This window comes from Micromonospora sp. NPDC023966 (genome assembly GCF_040639095.1).
GTDB lineage: Bacteria > Actinomycetota > Actinomycetes > Mycobacteriales > Micromonosporaceae > Micromonospora.
On the sequence record NZ_JBEZZJ010000001.1, the window covers coordinates 250,858 to 276,441 of the forward strand.

Annotated in this window: 26 protein-coding genes and 1 pseudogene; 14 read left to right on the top strand and 13 right to left on the bottom strand. The window is 74.7% G+C overall.

Going from position 1 to position 25,584, the window contains the following annotated elements; translation table 11 throughout:
• Positions 1–3: 3 nt before the first annotated feature.
• On the bottom strand, positions 4–552 hold the full coding sequence (locus tag AB0F68_RS01185) for a hypothetical protein (RefSeq protein ID WP_357331891.1): 549 nt from the start codon (positions 550–552) through the stop codon (positions 4–6).
• A gap of 74 nt (positions 553–626) precedes the next feature.
• Here AB0F68_RS01185 and AB0F68_RS01190 point away from each other — a divergent pair, with 74 nt between their 5' ends.
• Entirely contained in the window at positions 627–1,574 is a 948-nt protein-coding gene (locus tag AB0F68_RS01190; protein ID WP_357332858.1) for an L-threonylcarbamoyladenylate synthase, read from the top strand.
• A 4-nt stretch (positions 1,575–1,578) separates the two neighbouring features.
• Here AB0F68_RS01190 and AB0F68_RS01195 read toward each other — a convergent pair whose 3' ends face one another.
• Entirely contained in the window at positions 1,579–2,037 is a 459-nt protein-coding gene (locus AB0F68_RS01195) for a GNAT family N-acetyltransferase (protein WP_357331893.1), read from the bottom strand.
• A gap of 119 nt (positions 2,038–2,156) precedes the next feature.
• Between AB0F68_RS01195 and AB0F68_RS01200 the strand changes: the two genes are divergently transcribed.
• Entirely contained in the window at positions 2,157–2,576 is a 420-nt protein-coding gene (locus AB0F68_RS01200; RefSeq protein ID WP_357331895.1) for a CBS domain-containing protein, read from the top strand.
• Between the two features lie 61 nt (positions 2,577–2,637).
• Here the strand turns inward: AB0F68_RS01200 and AB0F68_RS01205 are convergent, their stop codons facing one another.
• Both AB0F68_RS01205 and AB0F68_RS01210 read right to left on the bottom strand, forming a co-directional pair.
• Positions 2,638–3,426, bottom strand: coding sequence for an MBL fold metallo-hydrolase (locus AB0F68_RS01205; protein ID WP_357331898.1), 789 nt, complete (start codon positions 3,424–3,426; stop codon positions 2,638–2,640).
• The gene (locus tag AB0F68_RS01210; RefSeq protein WP_357331900.1) at positions 3,416–7,978 is read right to left on the bottom strand and encodes an HAD-IC family P-type ATPase; all 4,563 of its coding nucleotides are present in this window, start codon (positions 7,976–7,978) and stop codon (positions 3,416–3,418) included. The genes AB0F68_RS01205 and AB0F68_RS01210 overlap by 11 nt, the downstream gene beginning before the upstream one ends.
• A gap of 225 nt (positions 7,979–8,203) precedes the next feature.
• Here AB0F68_RS01210 and AB0F68_RS01215 point away from each other — a divergent pair, with 225 nt between their 5' ends.
• The 5 genes from AB0F68_RS01215 to AB0F68_RS01235 all read left to right on the top strand — a co-directional run bounded on the left by AB0F68_RS01215 (position 8,204) and on the right by AB0F68_RS01235 (position 11,664).
• Positions 8,204–8,464, top strand: a complete 261-nt coding sequence (locus AB0F68_RS01215) for a hypothetical protein (RefSeq protein WP_357331902.1) — start codon at positions 8,204–8,206, stop codon at positions 8,462–8,464.
• Positions 8,465–8,519: 55 nt separating this feature from the next.
• Complete coding sequence (locus AB0F68_RS01220; RefSeq protein ID WP_357331904.1) at positions 8,520–9,902, top strand: MFS transporter; 1,383 nt, start codon at positions 8,520–8,522, stop codon at positions 9,900–9,902.
• Positions 9,903–10,020: 118 nt separating this feature from the next.
• Entirely contained in the window at positions 10,021–10,800 is a 780-nt protein-coding gene (locus tag AB0F68_RS01225; RefSeq protein WP_357331906.1) for an NAD(P)H-binding protein, read from the top strand.
• A 37-nt stretch (positions 10,801–10,837) separates the two neighbouring features.
• Positions 10,838–11,032, top strand: a complete 195-nt coding sequence (locus AB0F68_RS01230) for a hypothetical protein (RefSeq protein WP_357331909.1) — start codon at positions 10,838–10,840, stop codon at positions 11,030–11,032.
• A gap of 83 nt (positions 11,033–11,115) precedes the next feature.
• On the top strand, positions 11,116–11,664 hold the full coding sequence (locus tag AB0F68_RS01235) for a YbaK/EbsC family protein (protein WP_357332859.1): 549 nt from the start codon (positions 11,116–11,118) through the stop codon (positions 11,662–11,664).
• A 36-nt stretch (positions 11,665–11,700) separates the two neighbouring features.
• Here the strand turns inward: AB0F68_RS01235 and AB0F68_RS01240 are convergent, their stop codons facing one another.
• The 4 genes from AB0F68_RS01240 to AB0F68_RS01255 form a co-directional block, all read right to left on the bottom strand.
• Complete coding sequence (locus tag AB0F68_RS01240; protein WP_357331911.1) at positions 11,701–12,333, bottom strand: DsbA family oxidoreductase; 633 nt, start codon at positions 12,331–12,333, stop codon at positions 11,701–11,703.
• A gap of 20 nt (positions 12,334–12,353) precedes the next feature.
• Positions 12,354–12,779 carry a SufE family protein gene (locus AB0F68_RS01245; protein WP_357331913.1) on the bottom strand — a complete coding sequence of 142 codons (426 nt, stop codon included), beginning with the start codon at positions 12,777–12,779 and terminating at the stop codon, positions 12,354–12,356.
• A gap of 70 nt (positions 12,780–12,849) precedes the next feature.
• Positions 12,850–13,269 carry a CBS domain-containing protein gene (locus tag AB0F68_RS01250; RefSeq protein WP_357331915.1) on the bottom strand — a complete coding sequence of 140 codons (420 nt, stop codon included), beginning with the start codon at positions 13,267–13,269 and terminating at the stop codon, positions 12,850–12,852.
• Between the two features lie 56 nt (positions 13,270–13,325).
• Entirely contained in the window at positions 13,326–15,092 is a 1,767-nt protein-coding gene (locus tag AB0F68_RS01255; protein ID WP_357331917.1) for a proline--tRNA ligase, read from the bottom strand.
• Between the two features lie 127 nt (positions 15,093–15,219).
• On the opposite strand from AB0F68_RS01255, the gene AB0F68_RS01260 reads away from it, so the two are divergent.
• Together AB0F68_RS01260 and AB0F68_RS01265 are read left to right on the top strand one after the other, a co-directional pair.
• Positions 15,220–15,594, top strand: coding sequence for a VOC family protein (locus tag AB0F68_RS01260; RefSeq protein WP_357331920.1), 375 nt, complete (start codon positions 15,220–15,222; stop codon positions 15,592–15,594).
• Positions 15,595–15,622: 28 nt separating this feature from the next.
• On the top strand, positions 15,623–16,390 hold the full coding sequence (locus AB0F68_RS01265; RefSeq protein ID WP_357331922.1) for a class I SAM-dependent methyltransferase: 768 nt from the start codon (positions 15,623–15,625) through the stop codon (positions 16,388–16,390).
• Between the two features lie 23 nt (positions 16,391–16,413).
• Here the strand turns inward: AB0F68_RS01265 and AB0F68_RS01270 are convergent, their stop codons facing one another.
• Together AB0F68_RS01270 and AB0F68_RS01275 are read right to left on the bottom strand one after the other, a co-directional pair.
• Positions 16,414–16,596 (bottom strand): DUF397 domain-containing protein, encoded by a 183-nt coding sequence (locus AB0F68_RS01270; RefSeq protein ID WP_357331924.1) that lies wholly within the window; start codon positions 16,594–16,596, stop codon positions 16,414–16,416.
• A pseudogene (locus tag AB0F68_RS01275) lies at positions 16,587–17,391 on the bottom strand (helix-turn-helix transcriptional regulator). Before AB0F68_RS01275 ends, AB0F68_RS01270 begins: the two are co-directional and overlap by 10 nt.
• Before the next feature lie 223 nt (positions 17,392–17,614).
• Between AB0F68_RS01275 and AB0F68_RS01280 the strand changes: the two are divergent.
• Positions 17,615–17,941, top strand: coding sequence for a hypothetical protein (locus AB0F68_RS01280; protein ID WP_357332860.1), 327 nt, complete (start codon positions 17,615–17,617; stop codon positions 17,939–17,941).
• Positions 17,942–18,021: 80 nt separating this feature from the next.
• On the opposite strand, the gene AB0F68_RS01285 is transcribed toward AB0F68_RS01280, so the two are convergent.
• Positions 18,022–19,566 carry a PQQ-binding-like beta-propeller repeat protein gene (locus AB0F68_RS01285; protein WP_357331926.1) on the bottom strand — a complete coding sequence of 515 codons (1,545 nt, stop codon included), beginning with the start codon at positions 19,564–19,566 and terminating at the stop codon, positions 18,022–18,024.
• A 22-nt stretch (positions 19,567–19,588) separates the two neighbouring features.
• Positions 19,589–21,136 carry a hypothetical protein gene (locus AB0F68_RS01290; protein WP_357331928.1) on the bottom strand — a complete coding sequence of 516 codons (1,548 nt, stop codon included), beginning with the start codon at positions 21,134–21,136 and terminating at the stop codon, positions 19,589–19,591.
• A gap of 262 nt (positions 21,137–21,398) precedes the next feature.
• Between AB0F68_RS01290 and AB0F68_RS01295 the strand changes: the two genes are divergently transcribed.
• The 3 genes from AB0F68_RS01295 (at position 21,399) to AB0F68_RS01305 (ending at position 23,651) form a co-directional block, all read left to right on the top strand.
• A complete protein-coding gene (locus AB0F68_RS01295; protein WP_357331930.1) occupies positions 21,399–22,169 on the top strand; it encodes an SGNH/GDSL hydrolase family protein in 771 nt (256 codons plus the stop codon).
• A 4-nt stretch (positions 22,170–22,173) separates the two neighbouring features.
• Positions 22,174–22,620 (top strand): hypothetical protein, encoded by a 447-nt coding sequence (locus AB0F68_RS01300; RefSeq protein ID WP_357331932.1) that lies wholly within the window; start codon positions 22,174–22,176, stop codon positions 22,618–22,620.
• Between the two features lie 128 nt (positions 22,621–22,748).
• The gene (locus tag AB0F68_RS01305) at positions 22,749–23,651 is read left to right on the top strand and encodes a sulfurtransferase (RefSeq protein WP_357331934.1); all 903 of its coding nucleotides are present in this window, start codon (positions 22,749–22,751) and stop codon (positions 23,649–23,651) included.
• Positions 23,652–23,726: 75 nt separating this feature from the next.
• Here AB0F68_RS01305 and AB0F68_RS01310 read toward each other — a convergent pair whose 3' ends face one another.
• The gene (locus AB0F68_RS01310; protein ID WP_357331936.1) at positions 23,727–24,302 is read right to left on the bottom strand and encodes a TetR family transcriptional regulator; all 576 of its coding nucleotides are present in this window, start codon (positions 24,300–24,302) and stop codon (positions 23,727–23,729) included.
• A 104-nt stretch (positions 24,303–24,406) separates the two neighbouring features.
• Here AB0F68_RS01310 and AB0F68_RS01315 point away from each other — a divergent pair, with 104 nt between their 5' ends.
• Positions 24,407–25,561: an FAD-dependent monooxygenase gene (locus tag AB0F68_RS01315; protein ID WP_357331938.1), complete on the top strand. Its 1,155-nt coding sequence runs from the start codon at positions 24,407–24,409 to the stop codon at positions 25,559–25,561.
• The last annotated feature ends 23 nt before the right edge of the window (positions 25,562–25,584 follow it).

Here is a 25,584-nt window from a genome sequence, read left to right on the forward strand (position 1 = left end):
AGTTCAGTCCGCCCGGCGGCGCCAGGTCAGCGTCATGCCGAGGATCACCAGGCCGGCCGGCAGCGCCGCCACCAGCAGTCCGCGCCACAGCGCCAGCCGCAGGCGCAGGGTGAGCCGGCGGTCCGGTTCCCGGGTCACCGTGTACTGCTGGCCGACGTCGGGGTCGAGCCGGCAGGTGAGGCGGTAGCGGCCGGCGGCCGGGGCGGCGAAGGTCGACACCCAGGTCCAGAGGGTATCGTCGGTGGCCACCTCGGTCCACCGGACCACGTGCCCGGGCTCGCCCGCCGGCACCGGCCGCCCGTCCGGGCCGGTCACCCGGCACCGGTCACGGTCCGGGGCGCTCGTCGGCCGGGTGGCCCAGATGGCGTACCGGCCGGGGTCGACGTCGACGGTGAGGTTGTCGTAGCGCTGGCCGGAGAGCCGGAGCGGGAGGGGCGTGGGCTCGGCGTCCGGTGAGAGGGCCCGTTGGACGGCCGGCACGGCGGTCAGCAGGCCGAGGCAGCCGACCAGCACGAGGACGCCGGCCACCGCCAGCGCCAGCCGTCTGCCCATGGGGGCAGGGTAGTGCCGGGCCGGCGTGCCCGGCAGGCTAGCGTCGGTCCGTGAGCACCGGATCCCCGCGCGTCCTGCCGGCCGGGAGCGGCATCGGCGAGGCCGCCGCCGTCCTGCGTGCCGGCGGGCTGGTCGCCTTCCCCACCGAGACCGTCTACGGGCTGGGCGCGAACGCGCTGGACGCCCGGGCGGCGGCCCGGATCTTCGAGGCGAAGGCTCGCCCCAGCTTCGACCCGCTGATCACCCACCTGGCCGACGCCGCCGACCTGCCCGCGCTGGTCGGCGCGGTGCCGCCGGCGGTGGCCGCGCTGGTGGCGCGTTTCTGGCCCGGCCCGCTCACCCTGATCGTGGACCGGCCGGCGGTGATCCCGCCGATCGTCACGTCCGGGCTGGACACCATGGCGGTCCGGGTGCCGGACGAGCCGTCCGCGCGGGCGTTGATCGCCGCCGCCGGGGTGCCGGTGGCCGCGCCCAGCGCCAACCGGTTCGGGCAGCTCAGCCCCACCCGCGCGGAGCACGTGGTGACCGGGCTGGGCGCCGCCGTGGACGTGGTGCTCGACGGTGGTCCGACCCGGTGCGGGATCGAGTCGACCATCGTGGACGCCCGGGGCGAGCGGCCGGTGGTGCTCCGGCTGGGCGCGCTGCCGGTGGAGGCGCTGGTCGAGGCGGTCGGGCCGGTCGAGGTACGCCCGGGCAGCTCGGGCCAGCCGGTCGCGCCCGGGACGCTGGCCGCGCACTACGCCCCGCGTACCCCGTTGCGGTTGGGCGCGGCGGCCGACGGGGACGGCGGCCGGCGCGGGTTCCTGGCCTTCCGGGCGCCGCCGGCGCAGGGTGACTGGGCGGCGGTGGAGGTGCTGTCGCCCGAGGGCGACCTGACCGTGGCGGCCGCCCGGCTCTTCGACGCCCTGCACCGGCTCGACGCGACCGGGGTGACCGAGATCGTCGCCGAGCCGGTCCCGGACGTCGGCGTCGGCCGGGCGATCAACGACCGGCTGCGGCGCGCCGCCGCCACCTGGCGTTGACCCGTCAGAGGGCCAGTTCGCCGACCACCTGGTCTCCGCTCAGCTCGCCGGTGAGCCGGAAGCCGAGGCGGCGGTAGAAGCGCTCCGGGCCGTGCGGGCCGGGCGCCCAGGTGACGAACATCCGGTCCGCGCCCCGGCGGCGCAACTCGTCGGCGAGCGCCGCCACGGCGAACCGCCCGTAGCCCCGGCCCTGCTGGTCCGCGGCGATGTTCAGCCGCCACAGGCCGGAGCGGACGTCGATCGGGTCTCGACGCCACTGGATGTCGAGGAAGCCCATCAGGAAGCCCACCGGCCGGTCGTCGTCGACGATCAGCCGGGGCCAGGCGACCGCCGGCTGGGCGTACGCCTCGGCGAGCGACCGGGCGACCGGGGCGACCAGCCCTTCCTGGTCGGGACGGACGGCGATCGCGCAGGCGGCCAGGACGTTGTCCGGGGTGATCTGCTCAAGGCGAGGTGACGGCACGGCGGCACCCTAGCCGCCGACCCGGCCCGCGATCGATCCCATTTGCGCGGGCCGCATGGCTGCGACCGGCGGGGGTAGGAGTACGGGTAACAACCCCCCGAAAGTGAGGTGTCATGCCAATGCCGACCGCACGCGAGATCATGACCAACGACGTGAGCTGTGTCCGGGAGCAGGACGACCTCCGGACCGCCGCCCGGCGGATGGCCGAGCTCGGGGTGGGCTCGCTGCCGATCTGCGGCGACGACAACCGCCTCAAGGGCATGGTGACCGACCGGGACATCGTGGTGAAGGTGCTGGCCCAGGGCAAGGACCCCGGCGACGTGACCGCCGGTGAGCTGGCCCAGGGCGAGGCCGTGACCATCGGCGCGGACGACGACGCGGCCGAGATCCTGCGCACCATGGGCGAGCACAAGGTACGCCGGCTGCCGGTGATCGACGGGCATGAGCTCGTCGGCATCGTGGCCGTCGCCGACGTGGCCCGCTCGCTGCCGGAACGCCCGGTGGGCGACCTGATCGAGGCGATCTCCGAGCGCGCATGACCGCCACCGACGCACCCCTCGCCGCCCCTCCGGCCCGTGCCGAGTGGGGCGGCGAGCCGCGTCAGGGGGTCAGCGGCACGGTCTCGCCCCGGTGGATGGTGCGGACCTGCCGGATGAAGCCGCGCCGCCGGGCCTCCTCGACGAAGTGGCGCAGCGGGGAGCGGAACACCGGGTAGTCGTCGTAGTGGATCGGCACGGTGAGCCGGGGCCGGATCAGCTCCACCACGTCGGCGCCCTGCCGCGCGTCCATGGTGAGCAGGATGCCGGCGACTCTGGTGCCGCCGAGGTGGATCAGCATGGCGTCGATGTCCGGGAACCGTTCGGGGATCTGGGCGAGCTGCGGGCGGCGCAGGGTGTCGCCGGTGACGTAGAGCCGGAACCGGCGCTCGCCGGCGCGTTCCAGGTCGACCAGGGTGCCCATCACGTCGGGCATCAGCCGGTCCAGCACGCCGGGCCCGTGCTGGCCGGGCAGGGCGGTCAGCCGCAGCGTCTCGTCCCCGCGGTGCAGCTCGTACGAGCGCCAGGTGGGCAGGCCCTCCGCCGCCCGGAACCCCCACCGGCGCAGCTTCCGTTCCGCCGCGGGCGTGGTGACGATCGGCAGCGCCCGGTCCAGCTCGCGGCGGGCCACCCGGTCGAAGTGGTCGCCGTGCAGGTGGGACAGGACCACCGCGTCCAGCGTGGGCAGCTCGGGGATGGTCAGCGCCGGGTCGGTGCTCCGCTTCGACCAGAGCCCCTTGCCGAGGTAGGCGCGCTGCCCGCGATGCAGGAAGTTCGGGTCGGTGAGCAGGGTGAACCCGCCGATCCGCAGCACCGTGGTCGCCGTACCGATGAAGGTCGCCTCAGGCGTCATGCCCCTCGCCGTACCCCTGATCGGTCCCGCCATGCCGACGGGCCTCGCGCTGGGGGAGGCGGTCGACCAGCCGGGTCAGCGCGCCGTTGGCGAAGGTGGCGCCGAGCGCGGAGCCGGCGGCGATGGTCCAGCCCACCGGGCCGAGCGGGGTGCAGCCGAAGAACTGGCTGACCCCGGGTGTCTGCACCACGGCGATGAGGACGCCGACCGAGGCGGCGGTGGAGGCCAGCACGGTGGGGCTGGTGCCACCGGCCAGCACGGTCTGGCCGAGCTGGGTGCCGACCAGCGAGGCGAGCGCCACCGTGCCCGCCCGGCGCTCCCGGCCGGTCCACCGGGCGAGCGTCCAGCCGGCGGTCGCGCCCAGCGTGGTGGCTCCGGCCCGGAGTGCGATCTCCCGGGTCAGCGTCTCGCCGAGCGAGGTGTCCGGTCCCTCCCGCAGCAGGTGGTCGGCCCCGTGGGAGGCGGGCGGGCGGACCGCGATGGCCAGCGCGGGCACCAGGTCGGTGAGCAGGTTGACCAGGAGCAGTTGCCGGCCGGTGAGCGCCGAGCGGCCGGTGCTGGCGGCGGTCAGCACGCTGAACGCGATCTCGCCGAGGTTGCCGCCGACCAGGATGCTCAGCGCGTGGCGGACCGACGACCACATGGCCCGCCCCTCCACCAGGGTGGCGATGATCGTTTCCAGCCGGTCGTCGGTGACCACCAGGTCGGCGGCGGCGCGGGCCGCCGGGGTGCCGCGCTGGCCGAGCGCGATGCCCACGTCGGCGAGGCGGATCGCCGGGGCGTCGTTGGCGCCGTCGCCGGTCATCGCCACCGTCCGGCCCCGGTGTTGCAGGGCCTGGATGATCCGCACCTTGTGCGCCGGGGTGCAGCGGGCCACCACGTCGGTGCCCATGAGCCGCTCCGCGAGGGCCTCGTCGTCGAGCCGGTCCAGCTCGCTGGCGGTGACCACCCGCTGCTCCCCGTGGTCGGGGCTAATCGTGGCGGCGATCGCCTCGGCGGTGGCCGGGTGGTCCCCGGTGATCATGATGGTGTGCACACCGGCCTGCCGGATCCGCCGCACCGCGGGCGCCGCGCTCTCCCGCACCCCGTCGGCGAGGGCCAGGAAGCCGACGAAGACCAGCCCGTCGACCTGCTCGTCGGTCACCGACTCGGCGCCCACCGGGCACTCGGCGACGGCCAGGATGCGGTTCCCGGCCCCGGCCCGCTCGGCGAGCATCGCCTGCAACGCGTCCCGGCCGGCCGGATCCAGCGGCGTGTCGCCCCCGGCGGTCCGCCGGGCCGCGCAGCGCGGCAGCACCGACTCGGGCGCGCCCTTCACGCTGAGCAGCAGCCCGTCGGCGGTGCGACCGACAGTGGCGTGGTAACCCCGGGACGGCTCGAACGGCAGCCCGCCCACCGCCGTCCAATCCGGTGCGCCGGTCAGCTCCAGCACGCCGGCGGTGCGCGCGCCGCGGCGCACCGCCCGGTCGGTCTGCTGGGGCAGCTCGTCCGGGTCGGCCGCCGCGGGGGTGGCCCGCAGCGCCGTGGCCAGGGTCAGCCGGAGCGGCTCGTCCAGCCGGTCGGGTGGGGCGTACCGGTCGTCGCCGCTGCCCACCCCGGCCAGCAGCAGCTTTCCCTCGGTGAGGGTGCCGGTCTTGTCGAAGCAGAGCACGTCGACCCGGCCCAGCGCCTCGATGGTCCGCGGGTTGCGGACCAGCGCGCCGTGCTCGGCCAGCCGCCGCGCCGCCGCCAGCTGGGCGGCGCTGACCAGGAACGGCAGCCCCTCGGGCACCGAGGCCACGGCCAGGTTCGCGGCGGTCGCCGCCGTCTCCGCCAGGGGTACGCCCCGGAGCAGCCCTGCCCCGGCCACCGCGATCGCCGAACCGGCCGCCAGCGGCACGGCCGCGCTGGTCAGCTTCCCGAGCCGGCTCTCCACCCCGCTGGCCGGGGGCGCCTCCCGGGCCAGGGCGAGGCTCCGCCCCGCCTCGGTCTCCTCGCCGGTGGCCACCACCACGGCGGTGCCGTGGCCGGCGGCGACCGTGGTGCCCTCGTAGAGCATCGAGTGCCGCTCGGCCACCGCCGCGGCCACCACCGGCTCGACGGTCTTGCCCACCGGCAGCGACTCACCGGTCAGCGACGACTCGTCGGCCTCCAGCCCGTCGCTGGTCAGCACCCGGCAGTCGGCCGGGACGGCGTCGCCGGGGCCCACCGCCACCACGTCCCCGGCCACCAGGTCCTCCGCGGCCATCACCCGCTCCGCGCCGTCGCGCAGCACCCGGGCGGTCACCGCCGAGCGGGACAGCAGCTCGGCCAGGGAACGCTCGGTGTTGTGCTGGTGCACCGCGCCGATCAGCGCCGAGCCGCCCACCACGCCCCCGACCAGGGCCGCGTCGACCAGCGAGCCGAACGTGGCGGAGAGCACCGCCCCGGCGGCGAGCACCGGGGTGAGCGGGTTCGACAGCTCGTCCACGAACGCGCGGAGCAGCCCGGTCGGGCCGTGCCCGTCCCCGGTCACGGCGCGCCGGCGATGGGCCGCCTCCTCGCCGGTCAACCCCTCGGGGCGGGTGCCGAGCTGGTCGAGGACGGTCTCCACCGGCATGAGGTGCCAGGCGGTGAGAGCGGGCGCCGGCGTACGGGTCCGGTCCGGCAGTCGCTGGGCCCGCCAGACGCCGTGCGCGAAGGCGAGGGCGGCGGCCCCGTTCACGGCGGCGAGGGCCCGGCCGGGCAACCGCTCCCGGTCGGCGGTGAACGCGCCGAGCGCCGCCAGCCCGGTGCCGGCCATCGCGATGCGGATGTTCTGCCCGGTCATCCGCCGGGCCACCCCGGTCGCGTCGATGAGCAGCGCGGGGATCCGCAGGTCGTCCCCGACGAGCAGGTGCGCGCCCCAGGGCGGCAGGTCCTCCGGGGCGGAGACACCCAGCCCGCAGTCGGCGGCGCCGAGCGCGGCCCGGTCGCCCGAGACCACCAGCACCACCGCGCCCTCGCGTTGCAGGTCGCGGACCGAGTCGGCGAGCCGGGGACCGCCGGGCACGAGGGCGTCGGCGAAGTCGTACCGGCCGTCGTCGTCGCCGGCGACCAGGAGCCGCAGGCCGGCGTGGCGGGCGGCGGTCGCCAGGGCGTCCACCCCGGGCACGGCCTCCGGCTCGACCCGCAGCACGGCGGCGAGCCGGCCGCCCTGGGCCAGCCCGAGCAGCCGGCCGCCGTCCGCGCGCAGCCGCGTGCTGTCCGGCGTGTTCCCGGGGTCCTCGGCGTCCATCCGGTCCAGCGGGCCGAGCCGCCAGCCGTCGGCGTTCCGTACGGCGTCCGGGGCGGCCGGGTCGAAGAGCGCGAACGCCCGGGCGGCCACCTGGCCGGTGTCCGCGCCGGGCAGCGGCGCCAGGTCGGCCAGCACGCCCCGGTCGGAGCCGAGCACGGCCGCGTCCAGCAGCACCGTGTCGATCCGGTCCAGCTCGCGCAGCACGCTGCGGTCCATGGCGATCACACCGCGCCGGGCGAGCATCCGGCCGAGCTGGGCGGCGTACCCCTCGCGGCCGCTGCCCGGAGCCTTGGGCAGCGACGACAGGGCCAGCGCGGCGGCCCGCTTCCCGCCGACCACCGGCACCGCCGCCGCCCCGGCGGCCGCGCCGGCCACCAGCATCCGGCTGACGTAGTGCTCGGCCGGGCCGTCCGGGACCGGGCAGGGCCGTTCGCCGTCCGGCACCCGGGCGACCGCGCGGTCCGGCTCGCCGGTCAGCCTCGGCTCGGCCTTCGCCCAGGCGGCGAGCTGGGCCCGCGCCTCGCCCCACTGCACCACCCGCTGCGCGCCGTCGAGCACGATGCCGCTCCAGCCGCCGGCGAGCCCCTGGGCCACCGCCTCGACGAGCGGGAAGACCAGTTCGGCGCGGGGGTCGGCCCGCAGGCCCCGGTCGGCGAGCGCGTGCAGCTTCGGGTGCAGGTCGACCGCGGCGAGGAAGCCGGCCACCTCGCCGGGGACCGGGGTGAACGGCAGGATCCGGGTGGCCGCCGAGAGGGTGAGGCCGAGCGCGTCGGAGGCCAGCGCGCCCAGGGTGCGGGGGGTGCGCGGCCCCTCCTCGGGTGGATGCGGCGGCGGGATCTCCGGGTCCGGCTCGTGCGGGCACACCTGCTCGGCCCGCGCCACGGTGGCGATCAGGTCGCGCAGCTTCGGCTTCGGCTCCTCGACCGCCACGACCACCCGGCCCGACGGCGCGTTGACCCGGGCCCAGGCCACCCCCGGCAGCGCCTCCAGCGCCGCCTCGACCTGCCGGGCCAGTTGGTCCCCGCCGTCCTGGCAGACGCCGTGCACCTCGATGTGGTGCCGGCCGGCGCGCGACCAGACCCGGCGCCGGGTCAGCCCGGCGAGGCGGGCCAGCCGGGTCGCCGCGGCGCCCACACTCCCCGCCGCCTCGGCGACGCTGTCCGGCACGGCGTTCCTGGCCGTCTCCGGCAGGGTCGATCCGACGGTACGGGCGGTGTCCGGCACCGCGGTGGCGACCGTGCGTGCGGCCCGGGCCACCGCGTCCGGCAGGGCGGCCGGCGACAGCAGCAGCCCGGCGACGCGGCCCAGCGAGGTCATCGAGGCGTACGACCGGGCTGCCGGCCCCGCTCCTCGGTACTCCCGCCGCGCTCGCCGTACGCCATCTCGCCTCCCGCGCCTCGTCCCGGCGGCCCGACTTCCCAGCCCGGCGTCCGTTATGCCCCTCGGGCGGGGGAAGTTTCCGCAGTGCCCGGCGCATGGACGGGGAGGCCGGTGGAATGCCGCTCGGACAGCGATGTCGTCGTCGGAACCGGGGAGGCGCGGATGAGCACGCTGACACGCAACCTCAGCGGGTCGCGGGAGATGGTGAAGACGTACTGCCGGCGGGTGCAGGTCCCGATGCTGGGCGAGGTGGCGGTGCCCCCGCCGGACAAGTTGACCTACTACGCGGGGCTCGGCGTGCTCGCCGCGCTCCAGGTCATCGAGTGGCCGCTGGCCCTGGTCATCACCGCCGGGCACGTCCTGGCCGACCAGCACTACTCGGGACTCGTGAAAGGGGTGGGCGAGGCGTTGGAGTCGGCCTGACGAGACGGGGCTCACCGTTGACCTCAATCGCGGTTGAGGTCGGAGGCTTGAGCCCATGTCGACCGCCACGGCCGCACCGCCGGCCCCGCCCGCACACCTCTGGTCGCCGCGGCTGCGGGCGATGACCGTGGGCAGCGTCGCCCTGGTGTCGCTGCTCGCCTTCGAGGCCCTCGCGGTGGGCACCGCGATGCCCACGGTCGCCCGCACCCTGGACGGGCTCGGCCTCTACGCGCTCGCCTTCGGTGGCCCGTTCGCCTCCGGCGTGGTGGCCATGGTCGCCTCCGGCATCTGGTGCGACGCCCGGGGGCCGCGGCAGGCCATGTGGCACGGGGTGGCGTGGTTCGTGGCGGGTCTGGCGGTGGCGGGCGCCGCGCCCACGATGGAGGTACTGGTCGTCGGGCGCGTCGTGCAGGGCTTCGGTTCCGGGCTGCTCTCCGTCGCGCTCTACGTGATCGTCGGGCAGGCGTACCCGGAGGAGCTGCGGCGGCGGGTGTTCGCCGCGTTCGCCGCGGCCTGGGTGGTCCCGTCGCTGGTCGGTCCGGCGCTGGCCGGGCTGATCGTCGAGCACCTGGGGTGGCGCTGGGTGTTCCTCGCGGTGCCGGCGGTCGCGGTGCCGGCCGTGCTGCTGATCCAGCCGGGGCTGCGGGCGTTGGGCGCGACCGTGCCGACCCGGCCGCCGGCCGGCGCGGCGGCCCGGATCGGCTGGGCCTGTGGGGCGGGGGCGAGCGCCGCACTGCTGCACTACGGGGGGCAGCAGCGCGGCGTGCTCGCCGCCGGCCTGGTCGGCGCGGCGCTGGTCGGGCTGCTGGTCTGCGTACCGCGGCTGCTGCCGGCCGGGTTCCTGCGGGCCGCGCGGGGGCTGCCGACCGTGATCGGCCTGCGCGGCCTGGCCTCGGCGGCGTTCGCCGCGGCGGAGGTGGTGATCCCGCTGATGCTGTCCCGGGAGCGGGGCTTCTCGCCGACCGCGGCCGGCCTCGTGCTGACCGTCGGCGCGGTCTCCTGGTCGGCGGGCTCCTGGATCCAGGGCCGGATCGCCACCCCGCGGTCCGCCGCCACCCTGCCCCGGGCCGGGCTGACCTGCATCGCCGTCGGCACGGCCGGCGTCGCGCTGGCCCTCCTGCCGGCCCTGCCGGTGGCGCTCGCGGTGCTGGCCTGGGCGGTGGCCGGCCTCGGCATGGGGTTGCTCTACCCGTCGCTGTCGGTGCTCACCCTGGACCTGTCCGCCCCCGCCGAGCAGGGCCGGAACAGTTCGGCGCTGCAACTGGGCGACTCGCTCTCCGCCGCCACCGTGCTGGCGCTGACCGGGGCCGTGCTGGCCGCCGGTTCGGCTCCCGGCCGCGGGAGCTACGCGACCACCCTGGCCGTGGCGGCCGGCTGCGGACTGCTCGGCGTGCTGCTCGCGGGCCGCGTGGTGCGGCGGGCGCCCGCGGCCGCCTGACCACCGGATCCACCCGCGTCGCCCGGCCCGGGACCGCAGGATCGGGGGTACCGGGGCAGGGGCGTCACGATCCGGCCCGCCGGCCCGTCCGGTGGACGGACGCGGGAGAGGAGCGACGATGCGGGTGCTGGTGACCGGGGCGAGTGGACGGCTCGGGCGGGTGGCGCTGCCCCGGCTGCGCGACGAGGGGCACACCGTGCGCGCGGTGAGTCGCCGGCCCCGGAGCGATGCCGGAGTGGAGTGGTTGGCGGCCGACCTGGCCACCGGTGAAGGGCTGGCCGCGGCGGTCGACGGGGTCGAGGCGGTGCTGCACCTGGCCTCCTCACCCAACCGGCGCACCCACGAGATCGACGTGCTGGGCACCCGCCGGTTGGTGCTGGCCGCCGGGCACGCCGCGGTGGGCCACCTGGTGTACGTGTCGATCGTCGGCGTCGACCGGGTGCCGCTCGGCTACTACCGGCACAAGCTGGCGGCCGAGCAGGTGGTGGCGGCCGGTCGGGTGCCGTGGAGCGTGCTGCGGGCGACGCAGTTCCCGGAGTTCCTGGACGAGCTGCTGCGTGCGGCGAGCCGGCTCGGCCCGGTGCTCGGGGACCGGGCGATACTCGCCCAGCCGGTGGACCCCGGCGAGGTGGCGGACCGCCTCGCCGCGATGCTGAACGCGGGCCCGTCGGGTCGGATCGAGGAGTTCGGCGGCCCGGAGGTGCTCCGCTACGACGAGGCGGTCCGCGCCTGGCGGGCGGCCCGGCGGTCACGGCGTCCGTTGCTGCCGGTACGGATTCCGGGGCGGCTCGGCCGCGAGTTGCGCGCCGGCGGGCTCACCACGACCGCCACCCCGACGGGCACCCGCACCTGGGCCGACCACCTGGCCGACACGTACGGGGGAACCGGCCGGAGATGAAACCTCTTGCGGTTCCGGGCCGCCCTACCGTGGCCGCATGCTGGTCTTCCTCACCACCGTGATCCTGTACGTCTTCGGCTTCGTCTTCCTCTACGGCGTGATCCGGCTCGGGGTCCGGCACGGCATCGAGGACGTGGAGACCCACCGCGCCCAGCAGGTGCGGGCCGAGGAGTTGGCGGTCCACCAGGACCGGACGTTCGCCCGCGAGAACGCCTTCCTCACCGGTAGCTGACCCCGTTCCCGTCTCCCGGGATCCGGGCCGCTCGGGACGTCGGTGAGCGGAGCCGCGTGGCGGGTGCGAGGATCGCACCCGTGATGGGGACGCTGAAGACCGAGCCCGCCCGTACCCGACTCGACCTGCTGGCGGCGCCGGTGGCCGCGGCGATCCAGCGGTGGCCGGACGAGGCGCCGGTGGACGTGGACGACGTGCTGGTCGCCCCGATCGACGCCGAGCTGGCCGACACGGCGGCGTTCTGCGCGGCGTACGAGGTGGGGCTCGAGGAGTCGGCCAACTGCGTGGTGGTCGCCGGCAAGCGGGGCGGCGAGACCCGGTACGCGGCCTGCATGGTGCTCGCCACCACCCGGGCCGACGTGAACGGCATGGTCCGCAAGCTGCTCGACGTGCGCAAGGCGAGCTTCGCGCCGATGGCCGACGCGGTCGAGCTGACCGGGATGGAGTACGGCGGGATCACCCCGATCGGGCTCCCGGAGGACTGGCCGATCCTGGTCGACTCGCGGGTGATCGCCACGCCGCACGTGATCATCGGATCCGGCGTACGGCACAGCAAGATCGCGTTGCCCGGGCCGGCGCTCGGCGCGCTGCCCGGGGCAACGGTGGTGGAGGACCTGGCCCGGCCCGCCTAGGCCCTCATTCGCATCGATCTTGTTCCACGTGAAACATCACGCGGACGCTTCGCGCTGCGCGACCTCGCGGAGGGCGGCGAGCAGCGTCTCCGGCTCCTGGGCGCCGGTCACCGCGTACTTCCCGGCCAGCACGAAGGTCGGCACGCTGGAGACGCCGAGCTGGTGGGCGGCGCTCAGGTCGGCGGCCACCTCCCGGCGACCGAGGTTCGACGCCAGGTGATCGCGGGCCTCGGTCTCGTCCAGGCCGACCTCGCCGGCCAGCTTGACCAGCGCGTCGAGCGACCCGACGTCGATCCCGTCCTGGAAGTGCGCCCGGTAGAGCCGCTCGACCAGCTCGGCGGCCCTGCCCCGCTCGGTGGCGAACCGGACCAGCCGGTGCGCCTCGAAGGTGTTCGCGGCCACCGCGCGGTCGAAGTGCATGTCGATCCCCGCGCCCTCGGCGACCTGGGTGACGTGGGCGGCCATGCCCTCGGCCTTGTCCCGGCCGCCGAACTTGGCACCCAGCGCCTCGATGAGCGGCTTCGGCTCGGTCACCGGCGTCGGGTCGAGCTGGAACGGCCGGAACCGGACCGTCACCTCGCCGTCGTAGCGCGCCAGGGCCTGCTCGAGCCGGCGCTTGCCGATCCAGCACCAGGGGCAGACGATGTCGGCGTAGATCTCGATCTCCATGACCAGCGACAACCCTTCGATCAGGAGATCTGTTCCCGGACCTGGCGCTTCAGCCGGGCCAGGATGGCGGTGCCGCCGCGCACCCGCAGCGGGCTGATCGCCTGGGCCAGGCCCATCCGCTGGTAGAGGTCGTCCGGCACGGCGAGCACCTGCTCGGCGCTCGCCCCGGCCAGCCCTTCGGCGAGGATGCCGGCGAACGCCCGGGTGGTCGGCGCCTCCGGCGGGCAGTCGAAGATGGTGCTCACCGTCTTGTCCGGGTTGACCTCGGCGCGGAGGAAGAACGCGGTCTGGCACTCCGGGACCTGCTCCAGGTCGTCCCGCTCCACCCCCTCGGGCAGCGGCGGGATCACGTCGGAGAACTCCAGCAGCATCTCCAGCACCACGTCGCGCGGGGCGGCGGCGAACTCGTCGACGATCTCGGCCAGCTTGCTCGGCATCTCGGACATGACCGCCAGGCTACCGCCGGTGACCCCGGCGTCCTCGGGGGTCGGCCGGGAGGACACCGGGTCGGGCGGATCACATGTTCGGTGCGGCCTCGCTGATGTCGCTCAGCGCGGAGTTCGGGTCGAGCTGCATGGCCAGGTCGCCGAGGGAGACGATGCCCACCAGCTTGCGGTCGTTGTCGCAGACCAGCACTCGGCGGATGTTGCGCTCGCGCATCAGCGCGGCGGCCTCGGCCGCGGTGCAGTGCTGCTCGATCATCACCACTTCGCGGGTGATGATCGAGCCGATCGTGGTGCTCGTCGGGTCGGCCCGCTCGGCCACCGCCCGGACCACGATGTCGCGGTCGGTCAGCATGCCGGCGAGGGTCGCTCCGTCGGTGACCACCACATCGCCGATGTCCGACTCCTTCATCACCCTGGCCGCCTCGTCCAGGGGAGTCTCCGCGGGCAGGTAGACCACCTGCTTGGTCATCACGTCGCTGACCCGGTACATGAGAGCCCTCCGAAACGCCTCGGTCTATCCGTCTGCGGTACCCCGTGGCACGTCCGCTACACCCCGTCGCAGCGCGCCCCGCGCGCCTCGTCGAGCAGACGCTCGATCAGACCGTCCACGGGCAACTCGATCCGCTCGCCGGAGGCCCGGTCACGCAGCTCGACGTAACCCTCGGCCAGCCGGCGGCCGACCACGACGGCCCGCGGGATGCCGATCAGCTCGGCGTCGGTGAACTTCACCCCGGCCGAGACGTGGGTGCGGTCGTCGACCAGCACCCGCAGGCCGGCCGCGGAGAGCCGCCCGCCGAGCTCCAGCGCCGCGTCGAGCTGCGGCCCCTTCCCGGCCGCCACCAGGTGTACGTCGCACGGCGCGACCTCGGCCGGCCAGACCAGCCCCCGGTCGTCGTGGTGCTGCTCGGCCACCGACGCGACGGCCCGCGAGACGCCGATGCCGTAGCAGCCCATGGTGGGCCGGACCGGCTTGCCCTCCCGGCCGAGCACGTCGACCGCGAAGGCGTCGGTGAACCGGCGGCCGAGCTGGAAGATGTGCCCCACCTCGATGCCCCGCCGCATGGTCAGCTCGCCGTCGCAGGCCGGGCAGGGGTCTCCCGGCCGCACCTCGGCCGCCTCGATGGTGCCGTCCGGCACGAAGTCCCGCCCGCACACCACGTCGGTGGCGTGCCGGCCCGGCTCGTTCGCCCCGGTCAGCCAGGCGGAGCCGGTGACCACCCGGGGGTCGACCAGGTAGCGCACGTCGTGCTTGGCCAGGATCTGCGGCCCGAGGTAGCCGCGGACCAGCTCCGGGTGCGCCGGCCAGTCCTCGAAGACCGCCACGGTGGCCGGGTGCAGCGCCGCCTCGACCCGCTTCAGGTCCACCTCGCGGTCGCCGGGCAGGCCGATCACCAGCAGCTCGGCCCGCTCGGCGCCCGGCCGGCGCACGGCGAGCACCACGTTCTTCAACGTGTCGGCGGCGGTCCAGTCGGTCCGGCCGGCCAGCGCGCGGGCGTTGGCCAGCTCGACCAGGGACGCGATGGTGGGTGTCTCCGGGGTGTCGTGCACCTCGATCGCCGGGTGCGCGTCCGGGTCGCCGGCGGCCGGCGCGCGGGTCACCACGGCTTCGGTGTTGGCCGCGTAGTCGCAGGTGGTGCAGCCGACGTAGCTGTCCTCGCCGACCGGCGTGGCGGCCAGGAACTCCTCCGACGCCGAGCCGCCCATCGCCCCGGACATCGCGTGCACCACGGTGAAGTCCAGCCCGAGCCGGGTGAAGATCCGTTGGTAGGCCTCGCGGTGCCGGTCGTAGGCGGCCTGGAGCCCCGCGGAGTCCAGGTCGAAGGAGTAGGCGTCCTTCATCAGGAACTCGCGCCCGCGCAGCAGGCCGGCCCGGGGCCGGGCCTCGTCCCGGAACTTGGTCTGGATCTGGAACAGCGTCACCGGGAAGTCCCGGTACGAGCTGAACAAGTCCTTCACCAGCAGCGCGGCCATCTCCTCGTGGGTCGGGGCGAGCAGGTGCTCGGCGCCCTTCCGGTCCTCCAAGGTGAAGATGTCGTCGCCGTACTCCGTCCACCGCCCGCTGGTCCGGTACGGCTCGGCCGGCAGCAGCGCCGGGAACTGCACCTCCTGGTCGCCGATCGCTGCCATCTCCGCGCGGACGATGTCGGTGACCCGGTCCAGCACCAGCTTGCCCAGCGGCAGCCAGGTGTAGCCGCCCGGCGCGGCGCGGCGCACGTAGCCGGCGCGGAGCAGGAGCCGGTGGCTCGGCACCTCCGCGTCGGCCGGGTCCTCGCGCAGGGTCCGGAGCAGCAGAGTCGACATGCGCAGCAGCATTGCCGCAGCGTACGGCGGGCAGCGCCGGCGGGCGATCATATTCGCTCCCGTTTGACCTCCATGACGTTCCACCGACGCGGGCCGGTGTCCCCGTTGGAGTCCGCCTGTCTGTGGGTAGGAGAGCGGGATGGATGAGAGGCCTCGGCTGACGATGACGGCGACCGTGCTGGACGCTCCCGACGCGCGGGAACTGGCCGGGTTCTACGAACGGCTGCTCGGGTGGTCACGGGGGGAGGACGAGCCGCACTGGGTCACCCTCGTCGCAGCCGGGGGCGGCGCCGGGCTGTCGTTCCAGACCGAGCCGGCGTACGTGCGGCCGGTCTGGCCCGCCGGCCCGGGCGAGCCGCAGATGATGGCGCACCTCGACATCAAGGTCGACGACCTCGACACGGCGTCGGCGTACGCGGTGTCCGTGGGCGCCACGGTGGCGGACTTCCAGCCCCAGGACGACGTGCGGGTGCACCTCGACCCGGCCGGCCACCCGTTCTGCCTGTACCTCTGACGCGCGGCGAGCGGCCTACGCTGCCGTCATGACCACGACCCCGTCGGCCCGTGCCGTCAGCCAGTACGCGACGACGACCGGCAACCTCACGGCCCGGATCGCGCTGCACGACCACGGCACGAACCCGCAGGGCTGGTTCGCCTGGCTCGACGAGCGGTTGCCGCTCGCCGGGGACGTCCTCGAAGTGGGCGCCGGCACCGGGAAGCTGTGGAGCCAGGTGGACCACCGCGGCCGAGGGCTGCGGCTCACCCTGACCGACTTCTCGGCGGCGATGTGCGCACGGCTGCGCGAAGTTTCCGGCGCCCGCGTCGAACGCTGCGACGCCAGCCAGCTGCCGTTCGCCGATGCCAGCTTTGACACCGTCGTCGCCAACCACATGCTCTACCACCTGGACGATCCGCCCGCCGCGCTGCGCGAGTTCGCCCGGGTCCTCCGTCCCGGCGGCCGCATCGCCGTCGCCGTCAACGGCAACGACCACCTCGCGGAACTCAACGCCCTCGCGGTCGCCATCGGCCGCCCCGATCTGGTGCTCGGCTTCCGCCAGAACGACTTCACGGCCGAGACCGGACCGGGGTACGTGGCCGACAGCTTCACCGGGGTGGCCGTCGAGCCCTATCCGTGCGACCTGGCGGTTCCCGCCGTGGAGCCCGTCCTCGCCTATCTGGCCAGCATGGCCGACGAGCCGCTCACGCCTGCGCAGCGGTCAGCGGCGCGTGATCTGGTCCAGGCACGGATCGATGCCGAAGGCAGTTTCCGCGTGAGCAAGCAAACGGTGCTCATCACCGCTTCGCGCTAATCGGTCCGGGCGAGCCGCAGCCGTCAGGGACGCTTGGTGTGGGCGATGAAGGCGCGCCAGGTGTCGGGGGTGAAGGCGAGGACCGGTCCACCCGGGTCCTTGCTGTCGCGGACGCCGACCACGCCGGGCAGGTTGTCGGCCACCTCGACACAGTCGCTCTGGGCGCTCCGAGTGGACTTGCGCCAAGTGGCGCCGATCAGCTCCATGAGGTCATCACTTCCTTCATCAGCTCGACCGACTGCCGCCGAGGCAGTGCCTCGCTGCGGACACTTTCCCACCTGGACTGAAGGACCGCTAGGTCCTCATCTTTGTCGATCACCGTCCCGCCGAGCTGGTTCTCCAGGTAGCCCACCCAGCCACCATCCGAACCACGAGCGAGGCTGAACGGGCCGGCGAGTCCGATATGGAGACTTACGTCAGCGGGGAGGAGGTGGACGCTGACTTGAGACCGTTCGACGCACTCGATCAGGTGGGCAATCTGTTGTTGCATGATCCCTCGAAAGCCTTCGTCCGCCCGCCTCAGAACGAGTTCGTCGATCACGGCTACGAACGTGGTCAAGTCCGACTGCGTCAGGACTGACTGCCGATCGAGTCGGACTGCCAGCCGCTTCTCCACCTCGTCATCGCTGAGCATGTCATCGCTTCGGATGATTGCGCGGGCGTAGTTCTCGGTCTGCAGCAGACCGGGGACGAGGCTCGGTTGATAGCAGCGCAACTGCTGCGCGTGCCCGTTCCGCTTCCAGCCAGGGACGGAACCAGCTCGGTTGGCCGTCGCGTTCGGCGAGCTTGAGCAGCGACGTCAGCAACCCGCCCGTGCCCAGCACCTCGTCGGCGCGTTTCAGGAAGAACCGGTCCAGCGGCCGCTGGCCCAGCTCGACCGCCGACACCTGCGACCCGGAGAAGTGGACGAGTTTCCCGAACTCCTCCTGGCTCAGCTCGGCCTTCAGCCGCAGCCGCCGGAGCTGCGCCCGGATCAGCTCCGCGGTCGGTTCGCTCTCCACGCTTCCTCCCCGATTTCCCGGCGTCTCCCCGGCGTCGCCGTCCGCCGACAACCGCCGACGGGAGGCCGCCACGGAGCGCCTCGACGGCTTCCGAGCGTAGTGGTGTCCTCAGCAGACTGTCACGAAGCGAGCCGTCTCCCGTCCGGCCCGCTGCGGGGGCCGTCCCCGAATCCCCCGATCGCCGGGGCCGGCCCCCACCCTCGTACCGGAGAAGGAATTCGCCATTAGCCTCCCCGTTCCGCGCCTCGGGCCGTACCCCGATCGGCCGCGCCCGTATCCGCCGGACCGGCCGGCGCACCTGCCGATCCGGCCGCTCTGGGTGTGCCGGGCCTGCGGGTTGCCGTGGCCGTGCGCCCAGGCGCGCCTGCTGCTCAAGGCCGAGTACGACGACCATCCCGTCGACCTGGCCGTCTACCTGTCCGGGCTGTACCACGAGGCGACCCACGACCTGTTCCGGTTGAACCCGCACGACGGCCCGACGCCGCGTGAGCTGTTCGACCGGTTCGTGGCCTGGGGGCCGTACCGGAGGGGGATCGTCGAGGATCAGTGATCCGGGCCGGCAACCACGTCGTACGCGGAAGGGGCGGCCCACCCACCGGTGGCCCGCCCCTCTTCGCGGCGCGTGCTCGGTCAGCGCAGCACGGTGATCGCCCGGTCCGCCACGACGTGCTTCCAGGGCACGATCACCACCATTCCGTCCCGCTCCATGATCTTGGCCTCCTCGCCCTCGAAGCCGGCCGAGAGCGGCCCCTCCGCCACCGGGGTGACCTTGCCGGTGGCCGGATCGATGCGGACGAGCCGCGGTGGCAGTTTCCGCCGGTCGCCGGTCTCCCAGGCCAGCAACCCCTGCTCGTCGCGGCGGATCAGCTCGACCTTGCTGGCGCTGTGCCCGGACGAAATCCAGCGCCGCTTCCCGGTGGCCAGGTCGATGGCGATGACCTGGTTGGCCGACCGACCCGAGTCCGGGACGTTCTTCGGGAACGTCGGGTGGTAGAGCGTGTCGTCGTCGGCGAGGAACTGGTAGACGGCCGGACCGTCGATCGCGTTGGACCGGTTGGGCGGCACGTCCCACAGTTCGGTGCCGTCGACCGGGTCGGTGAACGATCCAATCTCCCGGCCGGTCTTCGGGTCCCGCACCGTGTAGCGCTCGTGCCCCAGCCCGGGCTGGCTGATCAGCGGCTGCACGCTCAGCACGCCGTCGGTGACCTTCTCCTCCGGCAGCCGCTGCCGCCAGCGCACCTTGCCGGTGGCCGGGTCGAGGGCGTCCACCTCACCACCGATGGAGCAGCCGTAGGTCACCACGACGAGTTCGTCGGCGGCCCGCATGTCCTTGAAGCCGCAGTCCCGGCCGGGCAGCAACTTCTCCCCGGTGGTGCGCCACAACTGCTTCCCGTCGGCGAGGGAGAACCCGATCATGGTGTCGTCGGAGCGGACGATCACCTGCTGGCCGGCGACCGAGAGGTCCGGCGCGGCCAGCGCGTCCCGGTCCTCCCGGACCGGCGCCGGGAACTTGGCCTGCCAGGTCAGCTTGCCGCTGGTCAGGTCGAAGCCGGCGACCGTGTTGCAGGACTGGTCGGAGCCGACCGCCACCGCGCCCCGGCCCTCGGTCACCGCCTGCGCGGCGACGCAGAGCGAGGTGCCGTTCGGCGCCGGTGCGCCCCACGCCTGCCCGCCGTCGGAGAGCCGGTAGGCGAGCAGCCCGTCCCCCTGCGCGCGGACCACCGTGTCAGCGGCCAGCCAGGCGCCGAACATGTCCTGCTGGTCGTAGGTGGTCAGGCCGGTGTCCTGCCGCTCGGGAAAGTCCAGCACCCAGGCGGTCTTCAGCTCACCGTCCCCGCCCGAGCCGCCGCCGACCAGCCGGGAGACACCCCAGGCGGTGCCGGCGCCGACGGCCAGCACGGCCACCAGACCGCCGGCGAGCAGCAGCGCCAGGCGCCCGCGCTGCCTGGGCGCCGCCGGCGGGGTCGGGGCCACGCCCGGCCAGCCCGGCGGCGGGTACGCCGTCTGCTGCCCGGGATACGCCGTCTGCCCTGAATACGCGGGCTGCCCCGGGTACGCCGGCTGCCCCGGCAGCGGATGCGCGGGCGGAACGGCCACCGGGGAGGCCGGCTGACCGCCCGGCCAGCCGCCCGGCACTCCGGGCTGCGGCTGCCAGGGGGACTGCGGGTTCGTCATCGTTCGCTCCTCGGGTTCCCGCTCAACGCGCCTGCGCCCGCACGTACGCCGCCCAGCCCGTCTGGAACTCGGCCAGCGGAACGCCGCCGAGCACCTGCCGGCTGGCCTGGTCGGCGGTGGCGCCCTGGTAGCGGGCGGTGACGAACTGGAACAGCTTCTGCTCGCCGTACTTCTCCGCCAGGTGCGTCATCGCCGCGTGCCCGAGCCAGTAGTGGAAGCTGATCCGCCCCGGGGAGTCCCAGTCGACGTTGCTCGGCAGCGTGCCGTCCCAGTCGCCGGAGCGGACGAGCGACCGGGCCTGCGGGGTGCGGTCGCTGGACCGCAGCGGCTCGCCCCGGTGGGCCAGGTATTCCGCGAAGCCCTCCACGATCCAGTTCTCGATGCCGTCGAAGAAGTCCTGCTTGTCGGCGTCCTCCAGGCTCGCGACCAGCGAGTGACCAACCTCGTGCCGGAAGACCTCCTGCGGACCCCGCCGGTCGCCGGGGGCGAAGAACGACCGGTCGGCCACGTCGACCACGATCCGGGTGCCGCCGATGTCGACGCCCTCCTGCCGGTCGGCTGAGACCATGCCGATCGAGACGCCGGCCTCGGTGGTCTTCTCCTTGTTGATCCGGTAGAGCGAGCCGAGGTCCGGCTTGCCCTTGACCAGGCTGATGACGAAGCCCTTCGGGACGTTCGCGGTGACCCCGCCGGCCTGCCAGGCGGCGAAGTCGTCGGCCGCCGCCGCCTCGGCCACCGGCGCGTACCGCTTCGCCTCGGCGGCCAGCGCGGCGTCGGTGATGACCAGGGTGTGGGCGGTGCGCTCGACGTGGATGTCGCGCCACTTGTCCCAGGGGCCGGGGTAGTAGACGGTCTTCGAGTTACCGAGCGCGGCGGGTGCCCCGGTGACGGCGGTGACCTTGAGCGGCGCGCCCTGGCTCTCCCGGACGACCGTCCAGCGGTACCACTCGGCGACCGGGGCGAGGTCGTAGCCCTCGAACTGGTGCACGAAGGAGACGTCGAGCTGGAAGGTGACGCCGCGACCGAAGCTGTCGCTGGTCCGCCCCTGCTGTGCGACGGTCCGGTACCGGCCGACCGCCAGCGGCAGCTTGCCCAGGTTGCTGAAGAGCCGGGTCTGGCCGGCGACCAGGTCCTTGCGGGCCGGGTCGAAGGGGGCCAGGTAGCCCTTCAGGTCCTTGTCGGCCAGCGCCCTGCTGTGCCGGGCCAGCAGGTCGTCCAGCTCCTGCTGGGTGACGGTCACCCCGTTTGCCGCGGCGGCGGCGGCCTTCGGGGCCGCGTCCCCGCCGCGGTTGCTCAGCCCGACACCCACGCCGATCGCCGTGCCGGCGCAGAGGGTCAGCACCAGCACCCCGGCGCCGAGCCCGATCCAGAGGCCGCGCCGGGACTTCGGTCGCGGCGGCGGGGCCGGCGGGTAGGGCCCGAAGGCCGGCTGCCCCGGTCCGCCCGGGTACGCCCCCGGCGGGCCGTAGCCGGGTGCGGCGGGAAAGCCCGGCGGCGGGCCCGGGTACGCCTGGCCCGGCGGGCGCGGCTGACCGTCGGCCGGGAAGGCGGCCGGGTGTCCCTGGGTCATGCGTTCCTCGTCAGCGCGGAGGTGACCAGCCGCAGTGGCGGGCGCCTCCCGCCCCCGGACCGGATGACGGGCATCATCATCCATAATCCGGTGGACGGATTCTGCCCCGGATCCATCAAGCGGGACATTTGTCCCGATGACTCTGCTCACGGTCGACCGTCGATGACCTCCGCCACGTCCCGCGCGGGGGGTCGGCGGCCGCAGCCCGGTCGGTGCGAGACTGGCCGACGCAGCTCTGCCGGGTCAGTCAGAGGGAGGCGCAGTGCGCTGGCGCAGCTTCGTGGCGGTGGGCGACAGCTTCACCGAGGGCATGGACGACGCGTATCCGGACGGCAGTTACCGGGGCTGGGCCGACCTGGTCGCCACCCGGCTCGCCGCCGAGGCCGGCCCCGACTTCGGCTACGCCAACCTGGCCATCCGGGGGCGGCTGTTCCCCAACATCGTCGCCGAGCAGGTGCCGGCCGCCCTGGCCATGAAGCCCGACCTGATCAGCTTCGCGGCCGGCGGCAACGACGTGCTGCGCCGCACCTTCGACCCGGACGCCTTCGTGCCGCGCTTCGACGCGGTGATCGGCCGGCTACGCGCAGGCGGCGCCGACGTGGTGCTGTTCCGGTTCGCCGACGTGATGGCCCGGCTGCCCGGGCAGCGGCTGGTGGCCCCCCGGGTGGCTCTGCTCAATCGGGTGGTCGGCGAGGTCGCCGAGCGGCACGGCGCCATCCTGGTCGACCTGTACGCCGACCCCACCTACCTCAACCCGATGCTCTGGAGCACCGATCGGCTGCACCTGTCGGCGGCCGGGCACCGGCGGGTGGCCGGGCAGGTGCTCACCGCGCTCGGCGTGGGCTGCGACGAGGACTGGCTGATGGTGCCACCGCACCCGGCCCCCACCCCGTGGCTGGCCGCCCGGGCCGCCGACCTGCGCTGGGCCGGCCAGCACCTGGCCCCGTGGGTCAAGCGGCGGCTGACCGGCCGCTCCTCCGGTGACTTCGTCACCGCCAAGCGGCCGGTGCTCGGGCCGATCACCTTCGACTGACCGCGTGCGGACCCTGCACGCCGCGTCCCTGGTGCGGCTGACCCTCGACGACGAGCCCCGGCCGGGTCTCGCCGTCCTGGTGACCGCCGACCGGGTCGAGGCCGTCGCGCCGCTGGACGAGCTGATCGGGGCGTACCCGGGGGTGCGGGTGCGGCGGTGGGCCGGCACCCTGGGGCCGGCGCTGGTGCACGACGGGCCGCTGCCGCCCGCGCCGACCCCGCGCGAGCGGGTGCACGCCCTGTTCCGGCTCGGGGCCGCCGCGGTGCTCGCCGACCACGTCACCGACCCGGGCCTGCGGGCCGCTGCGGCGCGCAACGAGGTGGCGGTGCTGGCCGCCGCCCGGCCACCGGGGCTGGTGGTCGGTGGCCGGGCCGACCTGGCCGTGTTCGCCGCCGACGGCTCCTGCCTGGCCACGGTGGTGGCGGGGCGGCTGGTGCACCGCCGCGCCTGACCGGCGGCCCGGCGCCGGTCAGGAGATCCAGGTCCACGTCCGGTCGGTGGCTCCGGTCCAATGTGGGGTGCCGCACCGGAATCGGGATCGCCGGTCGCGACCCGGCGATCCGGCGTACCTTGGGGCTCATGCCTGTGCCGAGTGATCCGAATCCCCACCTCCAGTCGTACGCCGAACCGCAGCGCCTGGTCACCACGGAGTGGCTGGCCGAGCACCTGGGCGACGAGGGCCTCGTGGTGGTCGAGTCCGACGAGGACGTCCTCCTCTACGACACCGGCCACATCCCCGGGGCCGTGAAGGTCGACTGGCACACCGAGCTGAACGACCAGGTGACCCGGGACTACCTGGACGCCAAGAGCTTCGCCGAGCTGTGCGCCGCCAAGGGCATCGGCCGTGGCGACACGGTGGTCTTCTACGGCGACAACTTCAACTGGTGGGCCGCGTACGCCCTCTGGGTGTTCGAGCTCTTCGGCCACGCCGACGTCCGGCTGCTCGACGGTGGCCGGATGAAGTGGGCCGCCGAGGGACGGGAGATGTCCAAGGACCCGGTGAACCGGCCGCGCGCCGACTACCCGGTGCCGGACCGGAACGACGCGCCGATCCGGGCGTTCCGCGACGAGGTGATGGCGCACGTGACCGCCGGCCGGCCGCTGGTCGACGTGCGGTCGCCGGGCGAGTACACCGGCGAGATGCTGCACATGGCGGCGTACCCGCAGGAGGGCGCGCTGCGCGGCGGGCACATCCCGGGTGCGGTGAGCAAGCCGTGGAAGGCCGCCGCGAACGACGACGGCACCTTCAAGTCGGTGGACGAGCTGCGCGGCATCTACGTCGACCAGCTCGGGCTGAGCCCGTCCGACGACGTGGTGGCGTACTGCCGGATCGGCGAGCGGTCCAGCCACACCTGGTTCGTGCTGCACTACCTGCTCGGCTTCCCGCGGGTGCGCAACTACGACGGCTCGTGGACCGAGTGGGGCAACCTGGTCCGGGCTCCCGTCGTGCGGGGCGAGGAGCCGGGCAGCTTCGCCGGCTGACCCGGCCGACCGGTCCCCGCGTGGCGTGCCGCCCGCGGGGACCTTTCGGTTCCGGGGGCGGTGGAACAGGGCGGGTCAGCTTCCGGGCCGGCCGGTCAGGTAGCGCTGGAGCGTCGGGGCGACCCAGGCGACCAGGTCCTCCGGCGCCATCTCCACCACCGGCGGCAGCCGGACGATGTACCGGGTGAAGGCCAGTCCGAGGGTCTGGCTGGCGACCAGGCCGGCCCGGCGGGCGGTGGTCGCCGGGTCGGTGCCGAAGCCGGCCACCGCCGCGGCGAGCTGGTCGGCGAAGAGGCGGCGCATCCGCTCGGCCGCTCCCGGGTTGGTGCTGGCGGCCCGGAGCAGGGCCGCGAGGGTCTCGTCGCCCTCCCAGCGGCCGAGGAAGTGGCGCACCAGCGTCTCGCCGAGCCGGTCCGGTGGCACGGTGCTCAGGTCGGGCAGGCGCAGGTCGAACTCGGCGGCCGCGGCGAAGAGCCCCTCCTTGCTGCCGTAGTAGCGCATCACCATCGACGGGTCGATCCGGGCGTCGGCGGCGATGGCCCGGATGGTGGCCCGCTCGTAGCCGTCGGCGGCGAAGCGCTCCCGGGCGGCGCGCAGGATGGCCGCCCGGGTGGCGTCCGAGCGGCGGGCGCGGGGTGCCGTGTCGGTCATGCCCACAACTGTAGGCCAACAGGCGTTGACATAGAAGTCGGGGCGCGCCTACCGTTGTCAACAAGTGTTGGCAAACAGTTGTTGACAACCCTGGAGGTGGGGCCATGCTTCCCGAGCGCACCGACGTCCTCGTGGTGGGGGCCGGGCCGACCGGCCTGGCCGTGGCGGCGACCCTCGCCGGGCACGGGGTGACCGCGACCGTCGTGGACCGGCTGGCCACCCCGCCGGTCACCTCGCGGGCGGCCGTGGTGCACGCCGGCACCCTGGAGGTGCTGGACCGGATCGGCGTCGCCGCGCCGCTGGCCGCCCGCGGGCTGCCGTCGACCCGGTTCACCGTCCGCGACCGGGACCGGGTGCTGCTCACCGTCCCCTTCGACGGGTTGCCGTCCCGCTACCCGTACGCGCTGCTGGTCTCCCAGGCGGAGACCGAGGCGGTGCTCGCCGACCGGCTCACCGCGCTCGGCGGGCGGGTGCTCCGGCCGTACGAGCTGAGCGGCCTCGACCTCGACGCCGCCGGCGCCACCGCGAAGTTCGCCGGCGGGGAGACGATCCGGGCCCGCTGGGTGGTCGGCGCCGACGGCATGCGCAGCCCGGTCCGTGAGCTGGCCGGCATCGAGTTCGGCGGGCCGGCCGACCCCGGCGAGTCGTTCCTGCTCGCGGACGTCCGGGTGGACAGCGCGCTGCCCCGCGACCAGGTCAACCTGTTCCTGGCCCGGCAGGGGCCGCTGGTCTGGGCGCCGCTCCCCGACGGCACCGTCCGGCTGGTCGCCTCGGTGCCCGACGCGCCGAGCGAACCGCGGGCGCAGCACTTCCAGGCGCTGCTGGACGAGCGGGGGCCGGCCCGGCGGCCGGACCGGGTCACCGAGATCCGCTGGAGTTCCCGGTTCCGGATCCACCACCGCATCGCCGGCAGCTACCGGTCGGGCCCGGTGCTGCTCGCCGGGGACGCGGCGCACGTGCACAGCCCGGCGGGCGGGCAGGGGATGAACCTCGGCCTCCGCGACGCGGTCGCCCTCGGCGACACCCTCGCCGCGGTGCTCGCCGGGCGCTCCGACACGCTCCTCGACGAGTACGCCGCCGCTCGCCGCCCGCTCGCCGAGGAGGTGCTCAGCTTCTCCGCCGGGCTCACCCGGCTCACCGCCGTCCCGCCGGCTGCCCGTCCGCTTCGCGACCTGCTGCTCCGGGCCGCGTCGGGGCTGCCCCCGGTCCGGCGGCGGCTCGCCGTGCGGCTCGCCGGCTTCGAACCCACCGGCCGGTGACCCGCCCCGGATCGGCCCCGCCC

Coding starts and splice junctions, on each gene's coding strand:
- AB0F68_RS01185 (WP_357331891.1), bottom strand. CDS start 552: ATGGGCAGACGGCTGGCGCTGGCGGTGGCCGGCGTCCTCGTGCTGGTC.
- AB0F68_RS01200 (WP_357331895.1), top strand. CDS start 2,157: ATGCCGACCGCACGCGAGATCATGACCAACGACGTGAGCTGTGTCCGG.
- AB0F68_RS01205 (WP_357331898.1), bottom strand. CDS start 3,426: ATGACGCCTGAGGCGACCTTCATCGGTACGGCGACCACGGTGCTGCGG.
- AB0F68_RS01210 (WP_357331900.1), bottom strand. CDS start 7,978: ATGACCTCGCTGGGCCGCGTCGCCGGGCTGCTGCTGTCGCCGGCCGCC.
- AB0F68_RS01215 (WP_357331902.1), top strand. CDS start 8,204: ATGAGCACGCTGACACGCAACCTCAGCGGGTCGCGGGAGATGGTGAAG.
- AB0F68_RS01220 (WP_357331904.1), top strand. CDS start 8,520: ATGTCGACCGCCACGGCCGCACCGCCGGCCCCGCCCGCACACCTCTGG.
- AB0F68_RS01225 (WP_357331906.1), top strand. CDS start 10,021: ATGCGGGTGCTGGTGACCGGGGCGAGTGGACGGCTCGGGCGGGTGGCG.
- AB0F68_RS01230 (WP_357331909.1), top strand. CDS start 10,838: ATGCTGGTCTTCCTCACCACCGTGATCCTGTACGTCTTCGGCTTCGTC.
- AB0F68_RS01235 (WP_357332859.1), top strand. CDS start 11,116: ATGGGGACGCTGAAGACCGAGCCCGCCCGTACCCGACTCGACCTGCTG.
- AB0F68_RS01240 (WP_357331911.1), bottom strand. CDS start 12,333: ATGGAGATCGAGATCTACGCCGACATCGTCTGCCCCTGGTGCTGGATC.
- AB0F68_RS01245 (WP_357331913.1), bottom strand. CDS start 12,779: ATGTCCGAGATGCCGAGCAAGCTGGCCGAGATCGTCGACGAGTTCGCC.
- AB0F68_RS01250 (WP_357331915.1), bottom strand. CDS start 13,269: ATGTACCGGGTCAGCGACGTGATGACCAAGCAGGTGGTCTACCTGCCC.
- AB0F68_RS01255 (WP_357331917.1), bottom strand. CDS start 15,092: ATGCTGCTGCGCATGTCGACTCTGCTGCTCCGGACCCTGCGCGAGGAC.
- AB0F68_RS01260 (WP_357331920.1), top strand. CDS start 15,220: ATGGATGAGAGGCCTCGGCTGACGATGACGGCGACCGTGCTGGACGCT.
- AB0F68_RS01265 (WP_357331922.1), top strand. CDS start 15,623: ATGACCACGACCCCGTCGGCCCGTGCCGTCAGCCAGTACGCGACGACG.
- AB0F68_RS01270 (WP_357331924.1), bottom strand. CDS start 16,596: ATGGAGCTGATCGGCGCCACTTGGCGCAAGTCCACTCGGAGCGCCCAG.
- AB0F68_RS01285 (WP_357331926.1), bottom strand. CDS start 19,566: ATGACGAACCCGCAGTCCCCCTGGCAGCCGCAGCCCGGAGTGCCGGGC.
- AB0F68_RS01290 (WP_357331928.1), bottom strand. CDS start 21,136: ATGACCCAGGGACACCCGGCCGCCTTCCCGGCCGACGGTCAGCCGCGC.
- AB0F68_RS01305 (WP_357331934.1), top strand. CDS start 22,749: ATGCCTGTGCCGAGTGATCCGAATCCCCACCTCCAGTCGTACGCCGAA.
- AB0F68_RS01310 (WP_357331936.1), bottom strand. CDS start 24,302: ATGACCGACACGGCACCCCGCGCCCGCCGCTCGGACGCCACCCGGGCG.
- AB0F68_RS01315 (WP_357331938.1), top strand. CDS start 24,407: ATGCTTCCCGAGCGCACCGACGTCCTCGTGGTGGGGGCCGGGCCGACC.